The 6,894-nt window shown below is 54.7% G+C and carries 5 protein-coding genes; all 5 read right to left on the reverse strand.

All coding sequences use genetic code 11. From position 1 onward, the window contains the following. Positions 1-1,695: 1,695 nt before the first annotated feature. The 5 genes from Q8Q07_07725 to Q8Q07_07745 are packed head-to-tail and all read right to left on the reverse strand — an operon-like array spanning position 1,696 to position 6,792. Complete coding sequence (locus Q8Q07_07725; protein ID MDP3880173.1) at positions 1,696-2,871, reverse strand: hypothetical protein; 1,176 nt, start codon at positions 2,869-2,871, stop codon at positions 1,696-1,698. Continuing rightward, a complete protein-coding gene (locus Q8Q07_07730) occupies positions 2,872-3,132 on the reverse strand; it encodes a hypothetical protein (GenBank protein ID MDP3880174.1) in 261 nt (86 codons plus the stop codon). Further along, a complete protein-coding gene (locus Q8Q07_07735; GenBank protein MDP3880175.1) occupies positions 3,129-4,007 on the reverse strand; it encodes a hypothetical protein in 879 nt (292 codons plus the stop codon). The genes Q8Q07_07730 and Q8Q07_07735 overlap by 4 nt, the downstream gene beginning before the upstream one ends. A 2-nt stretch (positions 4,008-4,009) precedes the next feature. Next, complete coding sequence (locus tag Q8Q07_07740; GenBank protein ID MDP3880176.1) at positions 4,010-5,239, reverse strand: ArdC family protein; 1,230 nt, start codon at positions 5,237-5,239, stop codon at positions 4,010-4,012. Next, positions 5,233-6,792 (reverse strand): hypothetical protein, encoded by a 1,560-nt coding sequence (locus Q8Q07_07745; protein ID MDP3880177.1) that lies wholly within the window; start codon positions 6,790-6,792, stop codon positions 5,233-5,235. The genes Q8Q07_07740 and Q8Q07_07745 overlap by 7 nt, the downstream gene beginning before the upstream one ends. Between the last annotated feature and the right edge of the window lie 102 nt (positions 6,793-6,894).

The raw sequence follows: 6,894 nt of genomic DNA on the forward strand, positions 1-6,894 counted from the left end.
CGCTCCGCTACGGCTAGGGTCAAGATTATGGTATGGAGTAAGTCCTCTGTGTCCTCTACCTTTGCCTTGCGGTTAAATCGGGAAGCTACCTTATAATAGGTTAGCCATTCGCCGTCTAGCTGGTCATAGCCGTTGCTGTGGACTGGAGCTTGCTTTCGCCTTCCGTTTGACCTAGACTTGATACTGCGGGGCTTTGTCGTGGAGCTTTGGCAAGTTGCTGACCTACCGCACCACTGGCAAACGCCCTGCCTTTCCTTTAGTGTCCAGACCTTATGACATCGGCTACAATGTCCTTGATGATTGCCGTTACCGCCGTTTGGTGCTGGCGGTGCTATTACGCTTGAACTCACGCTTACCCCCTTTCTGGCAAGCGTTCAGGTCAGAGCTTCCGTATTCAGTTGTTAAAGTGCGTTTGTGCTTTGTGCGTGTTCAGCTTCATCATCACACAAAAAGAGCTTTTGTTCAGTCTCATAACCTAGCACGATTCTTCTCTCTCTCCTCTCCAATGTGTATCGTCAAAAGAAGATTTGGGAATCGAAGTAATGAGGTATCGAGTGGTTATAGCTTTCTTCGCCTTGACGGTAGAGCTATAATGGAGCGAAGAGAGAGCCATTAAAACATTGAAGACGGTAGACCCGAGAGCGTTGGATACTTACTAAGGCGAGGGGTATGTTCTCATTCAACATGACTACTAACTGGTTGCCGATTTTGGGTCTTTGCTTACAATTCCTGGGCTTCATACTAGCGAGCCCCGAAATCTGCGATATCCTGATAGGCTTTGAGCGCGTAGAGAGATGGAGAAAGGGTGGAGAGTCCTGGCTCAAAACGACTGCCTCGGGCTGGGTGAAGCTGTTCGCGGTAGTCGCATGGCCACTGGCACTGCTACCCTCTGACCATGATGTTGAGGGCGGTCGATTAGAAAAGGAGGCTCAAGCAATCGGATTGTCTGCAAGATCGCTTTGGTGGAACTATCTATTTAGGACCTTATTCGGAACGGTTCTCGCTTTTTGGGCAATGCGTCAATTTCGTGTGTTTGAGATATTTAAAGAGGTACCCTTACACGTCTTGCTTGGTTTGACTGCGGCGGTTGGGTTGGCTGGAGTTACAATTACCTTTTACTGCCTGGTGACGAACAAGCCCCAACGAACTTTGACATTTCAGGAAACTATGAGAATAGGGCTTCCAATTCCAATTAACCGGTCTCTGTCTGGGTTTTCCAAAGGTGCACAGATGACTGCACTTCTAATCACGAGCATTATTTCATTTCCCCTTGCCACTTTAGTGTTGTATTTGATACCGTTGGCTTTGATAATTTTGATATTTCCTCTGACATTATCATTAGGCCTTCTTATAATTCTGTCGTTTGTGATGCTATTGCCCAGGCAGTATGGGGTATCAACTAGGAAAGCGGTGCTGATTACAGGCGTTTTGTTTGTTACCTCCGGTTTCCTACTTCAACTCGCCTCGACATTCCTACGATAAGGAGAGCTACTGCTAGCTGGGCCTTGCGGCACACGTGGTAAGGAGGGTCAATTTGTTGCATATTCGATACCTGACTAACGTAGTAAAGCACGACAAGATGAATTGGGCGTTCCCCTCACTTCCACCTTTAGCGTTAAGTATGAGTCAATCATTATCAATGGCCCAGAATCGTACATTGGTGGTCTTAATTGACTTGTAGGTTGGGCGGGACCGCTACTGATTGTCTGAAGAGAGGTCATGGAGTTTCCGCTGGCTTTTAGTGGTAGCTTCCTGCCTTCGCGCTCTGTTCATCTGAGTGAAATATTCTGGCGCGAACTCCGGATATAGAGTCAGTTGCGGTCGGTACCATTCCCACTCTAAAGCCCCTTTTCCTTTCGCAGATAAGCGGTAGTACCGGCGCGGCGGCGCATCAGGATACCCGAGACTCTGAATATAGGACTCCTCTTCTTTGCCTGTTGTCTCGATCCAGCCAAGCTGCTTCAGATAATGGAAATAGCGGTAGAAGCTGTGAAACCGGGCGCGGTGTAGCTTATAGGGTATCCTTTCGAGATGCCACTCCAGGCGTTCGGCATATTCATCCGGCGTATAAGGCTCCTGTTTTTCCCTTATCCGCAGCTCGTTCTCCCAGGCAACGGCGTCCCTGGCGTAGGCCCGGCGCAGGGCTTCCTTGTAATAGTAAAAAATGTGCTCCGAGTAGTCGCCCTCATCGGGGTCGATGTTAAGAGATCCCTCCGGTCCCAGCCCGTGAAGATAGTCCCGGAGAAACTGGCCGGCGGTGAAAGGTCTCAGGAAACGCATCTCCTTTCGCGGCCGGATATACTTTCGCCCCTGTCTCTTTTCCTTGAAGTAATCCTCGATGGGCATGTCGCCTATCTGGGGATAGAGCACTCGCTGGGGGTGAGACCAGTCATCATCGGAAGCCTCGATGCCCTTCCTGGTGAGGCGGTAGAGCCGGCGCGGGTGAGCGTCAGGATGGTTACCGGTTTCTTCCTGCAGGGTGGAGCGCTCTTCTTCACCGGTCAATTCCACCCATTCCAGCTGTTTTAACCAGTGGAAGTACCTCTGAAAGCTATGGTAGCGAGCCTTGACCAGCTTATAGGGAAGGCGGCGAAGGAACCGTTCAACCCGCTCAGCGTATTCTTCAGGAGTGTAGATGGGCATACCCGCGTCTATCCTCTGCTTATTCTCGCTGTCAGCCGCCTCTTCAGCGTAGGCAGTGTGCAACGCCAGCTTGTAATGGTAGAAGATGTCCTGAGTGACCGCGCCTTTGTCCCGGTCTATCTCCGGACTACCGAACGGCCCCAGGCCCAGGAGGAAGTCCCTGATGAACACACCGCAACCGAAAGGGCGGGCAAATCCACCGCGAACGGGTCTAAGTCCAATCACCATTTACAGTCTTCCTTCCCAATCCGACAGGTCATCATGGGCGCCCTTCTTATGCTCCCGTCTCCACCAGTCCCAGAACATCGGCTCCAGGTACCTGACGCAAAACCTGACCAGGTCGCCCTCGCGGATCTGTCCCGTAGTATTAACCAGGATAAGACGTGTGCCGCCGGCCATTGTCACTGCTTCTTCTATCCGGCAACTCTTCGGCAGGGTAACGGCTTTCGATCCGCCTGCTTTGAACACTCTTCGTTTAGCCGTGATCATGTGTTTCTCCTCCGTTTAGTTACTTCATAAAGTCTCCTTGCCTCTCTCTCCACGCAGGCCACGTCGCCATGCGGACAAAGAGCCTCGGCTTGCCTGGCTGCCCACCAGCCATACTCCCCGGCTATCCTTTTCAGGGCATCCCGAGGAATGGAGCGGTAGGTTTGGGGCAACAGGCCGTCCTTCTTCGGAAAGTATTTTGCCAGGCATTCCGGACATATGCCGTGTGTTACCGACTTGTCCTCGTAGGGCTCCTTTTCCCCCAGGTACCTGCCGCACCAGGCGCATTTTATTACCAGCGGCAGAAGCGGCGGCTGCCAGCTTCTCACCGGGCGCTCCGTCCCGAATGGAGACAGCCAGGGGTTTCTTTCAATATCGGAGATAATCGCCTTGATGAGAGAGAAGGGTATCTCGTCACCCCGGGCGGTGTAGATGGCAGTGTCCTCAGGTAATCCCTCAACGTACTCCCTCGCCTCAGCCGCGGTATCGAAGCCCTCCAGGATGTCTTTATAGACCGCCCTTCTGGCGTCGCTGAGGGTTCCATCAGGCCACTTCTCCCAGTTGAGGTCGTTCCTCTTTTCATTTATCAGTCTGTCGAGGAGGTCAACCTCCGTATCTGGCAACAGGAAGTCAATCATCGGCTGGACCACCTCTTCCTGTTCCGACTCCAGCGCCTCGGCTACAACTGACCTCATCAGCACCCCCATGACCGTTCCGAAGACCAGCGACAACCCGAAGGCCAGACCTGCGTCCGCTATCATCTGCGTCTCCAGAAGAGTCAATTGCCCGTCCTGCATCGCCCTCGCCATCTTGACTACGACTTCCGTTTGCTGCGGTTGGTACATCAGGTTACCTGCTTGATTTTGAAACGTCGGCATTGTCATCTTGCCTTCTCCAGTTCCTCAAGTATTGTGCCGGCCACCCGGCGTATAGAGTTCAGGTTCTGGTCGAGCACCTTCTTGTCCCGTGCCCATAACGCCACGTAGGGAAAGGAACGGACGCCAGTATCGAAGCCGTAGTGGGCGCCGACAACGTATGCGGCGCTTTCGGCGATAGTTTCCGCATCCTGCCGTGGTATCCGGAAGACGCCTTCCGAGTAATAGTGGGCTATCTCGTGAACCAGTGTCTTGAGCTGCTGCGCCCTTGGCTCCTCGGGCCGCACCCATATCTCACCGTGGATGTAATACCCTTTTATCCCCGGTTCAAGATGAGGTCTGGGCTCAAAGCTCACCCGGATATCTCTTGGCTTCATCAGGTCTAACAGCCTGGCAAAAAGCGCCTGGTTGACCTCTCCGGTGAGCACGGGGACTTCAAACTCCGGGAGCGGCTTACCTTCGGTTTGGTCAAGATCAAAAACGTGAACAACTTTGAAGTAGACGGGGCTAATCTCCGTTTCCTTGAGTTCATCATCATCATCCTTCTCTTCAGGCTTAGGTTTCGGCGGTAATACCGGCGCCAGGATGGCGATACCCTTCTCGCCCTTCTTCACCCAGCGGCCCAGATCCTTCCAGGTGTTGAAGCCGGCCACCCTGGTTGCTTCCGGCTTCTGGAGCATGATGAGGATCTGGTTACCGATGGAGTAGTCGTGGAACTTCGCCATGGTAGTGAGAAACAGTCGAAACTGGTAGCTGTCCTGGATACCCTCGACGCCGGCCTTGAGCTGTTTCATGACGGCGTCGATCTTCTTCTCTCCCGCCTCCACTTCCACCGCCGGCAGCCATGTCATCAGGCTGTACTCCGGCAGGGGGTCGCGCAGGAAGCCGGTAAGGTCACGGTATTCCGCCGACATCCTCTCGCCGCCCTCGATCATGAGGATCTGGGGACGCAGCCCGACGGTTGAAGAATGCTCTTTCCTGAGGTGCCGGCTGAGCGCCTCCGACCTGGTTACTGAGTTGTATTCCGGCACCTCGATAACCTCGCCGCAAATGGGGCAGGTAACGGTGACCACGGGTTTCTTTGTTCCGGTCATAGGTATATATCTCTTTTCCGGCACCGGCTTATCGGTTACCATGGACTTCGTTATGCCGGCGATGAATCCCATAAAGAGGATGGACATGCCGAAGAGCATGAAATCATTCATCTGGTCCTGTAATGGGCGGTACATCACCATGTCACCTCCTTGAACAGGTGGTCGAGCTCGCTGAGTGCTGTAATCTTCACCACCTCAGCGGCAATCTCCTGCATCGCCTCCATGTGGATGGGAGTCAAGTCGTCGGCTTCCCCGCTGCGGCGGTACTGCCGGTGGTGCGCCAGCTCGTGAACCAGGGTATCGATCACGCGGCGCATCTTCGGCATCTGCTCCATGGCGATGTAGACCTCACCGGTAGCTGTGCTGTAGAGTCCCGCCGTCCTGGTGCGGTCGCTGGCCGGCGGGATGCTGGCAGCGTATACACCGCTCGGCGGCGAGTAAGGAAAAACCCGCTTCGTTATCTCACGGGCAAGTTTGAGATGAGTGAGCGGCACCGGGTCCAGGCGGTCGTCGGGAACTATCTCTACCTCCCTGAGCCGCTCCTGGGAGGCTCTGATAAGCTCTCTGTCGGTGGTAATTGCCCTGGCGAGGGTATCCCTGACGGAATGCAGCACCGATACCGACTTATAGCCCAGGTGTTTGACCAGGCCGTCCCACTTCTCCTCGGTGCGGATAATTGCGTTCTCTCCCATAACTTTGTGCCAGGCTTCCCACCATGTCGGGGCATTCTCGCGGACGAACTCGGCGTATTCCTTGCCGGTCACCGGCTCAATTCCCATGTCCCAGGAGCTGAAGTTCACGTTATAGCTCTCCTCTGTCTCCAGTAGCGGCGGGCTCTTCACCATATGGAGGAAGACCTGCAGGTGCTCTACTTTGGTAACGCAGGACCACAACCGCCCGATGTCCACCCACATGTGCCCCTCGTCCTTCGGGGCATGACGGTCGGGAGCAAGTTCGAATGACCAGAGATTGTAGCTATAAGGACTGTTAATGGACCTCATGTAGATGTCCCGGGCGAAGAGCCGGGAGGCTCCTGCCGGCTTGAGACCCGCTGCCTCTACCGCCTCGGTAAAATCACGGTCTCCGAATTCGTGCCGGATGAGCTGGTTGAAGCGGCGTATAGGTTTGTGCAGATTACTCGGACCTTCGGCGACGATGGAGCTCCGCGGCAGGTTTACCGCAAACCTGTCTTCGAAGGCGGTGCCGCGGTAGCCGTCGATGTGAAAGCTGGTGCCGCTTGTCCGACCGTTAGGCTTCCACAGTGCCGCCAGAGTTTCGGCGCTGCCGTTGACCTTCTGCTCCAGGAAGACGACCCACATTACTTTTCCTTTTGTCTCGACCCTGACCCGGTATCCCAGACGGAGCAGGGCCAGGGCGGCGATCTTCATCCCTTCGCCGAATTTGCCCCGGGCGTAGTCGGGCTTGAGCTTGGGCGGGCCAAGCAGAAAGTCGGCCACAGCCACTCCCTTGCCTACATCTCGGATATACAGACCTTCATCGTCATAGCCCCAGGTGTAGTACTCGCACTCGTCCAGGGCGTTCTGGACGATATCCCTGATCGCCTCCCACTCTCCCCAGTCCTGCCGCCAGGTGGAGGTCGGGCCGATGATGATGAGATGCCAGCCCTGAAGCTCCCACTGCGAGCGGTATTCCTCCATGGTGAGCACCTGCGGCGGAGCTAAACGTGTCGCCATCATTTGCCTCCCTTCGCCCTGGCAATAGCGCTCAGGAAAGCAGAGTCAATCTTATCCCGGTAGCCGATATCGTCGATGGTATAGGCCAGGAACTCCGGGCTA

This window comes from Dehalococcoidales bacterium (assembly GCA_030698765.1).
In the GTDB taxonomy this organism is placed as follows: Bacteria; Chloroflexota; Dehalococcoidia; order Dehalococcoidales; family UBA2162; genus JAUYMF01.

What these genes read in the sequence shown, in the direction of transcription:
- Q8Q07_07735 (MDP3880175.1), bottom strand. Translation starts at nt 4,007, where the DNA reads ATGCCGACGTTTCAAAATCAAGCAGGTAACCTGATGTACCAACCGCAG.
- Q8Q07_07730 (MDP3880174.1), bottom strand. Translation starts at nt 3,132, where the DNA reads ATGATCACGGCTAAACGAAGAGTGTTCAAAGCAGGCGGATCGAAAGCC.
- Q8Q07_07725 (MDP3880173.1), bottom strand. Translation starts at nt 2,871, where the DNA reads ATGGTGATTGGACTTAGACCCGTTCGCGGTGGATTTGCCCGCCCTTTC.
- Q8Q07_07745 (MDP3880177.1), bottom strand. Translation starts at nt 6,792, where the DNA reads ATGGCGACACGTTTAGCTCCGCCGCAGGTGCTCACCATGGAGGAATAC.
- Q8Q07_07740 (MDP3880176.1), bottom strand. Translation starts at nt 5,239, where the DNA reads ATGGTGATGTACCGCCCATTACAGGACCAGATGAATGATTTCATGCTC.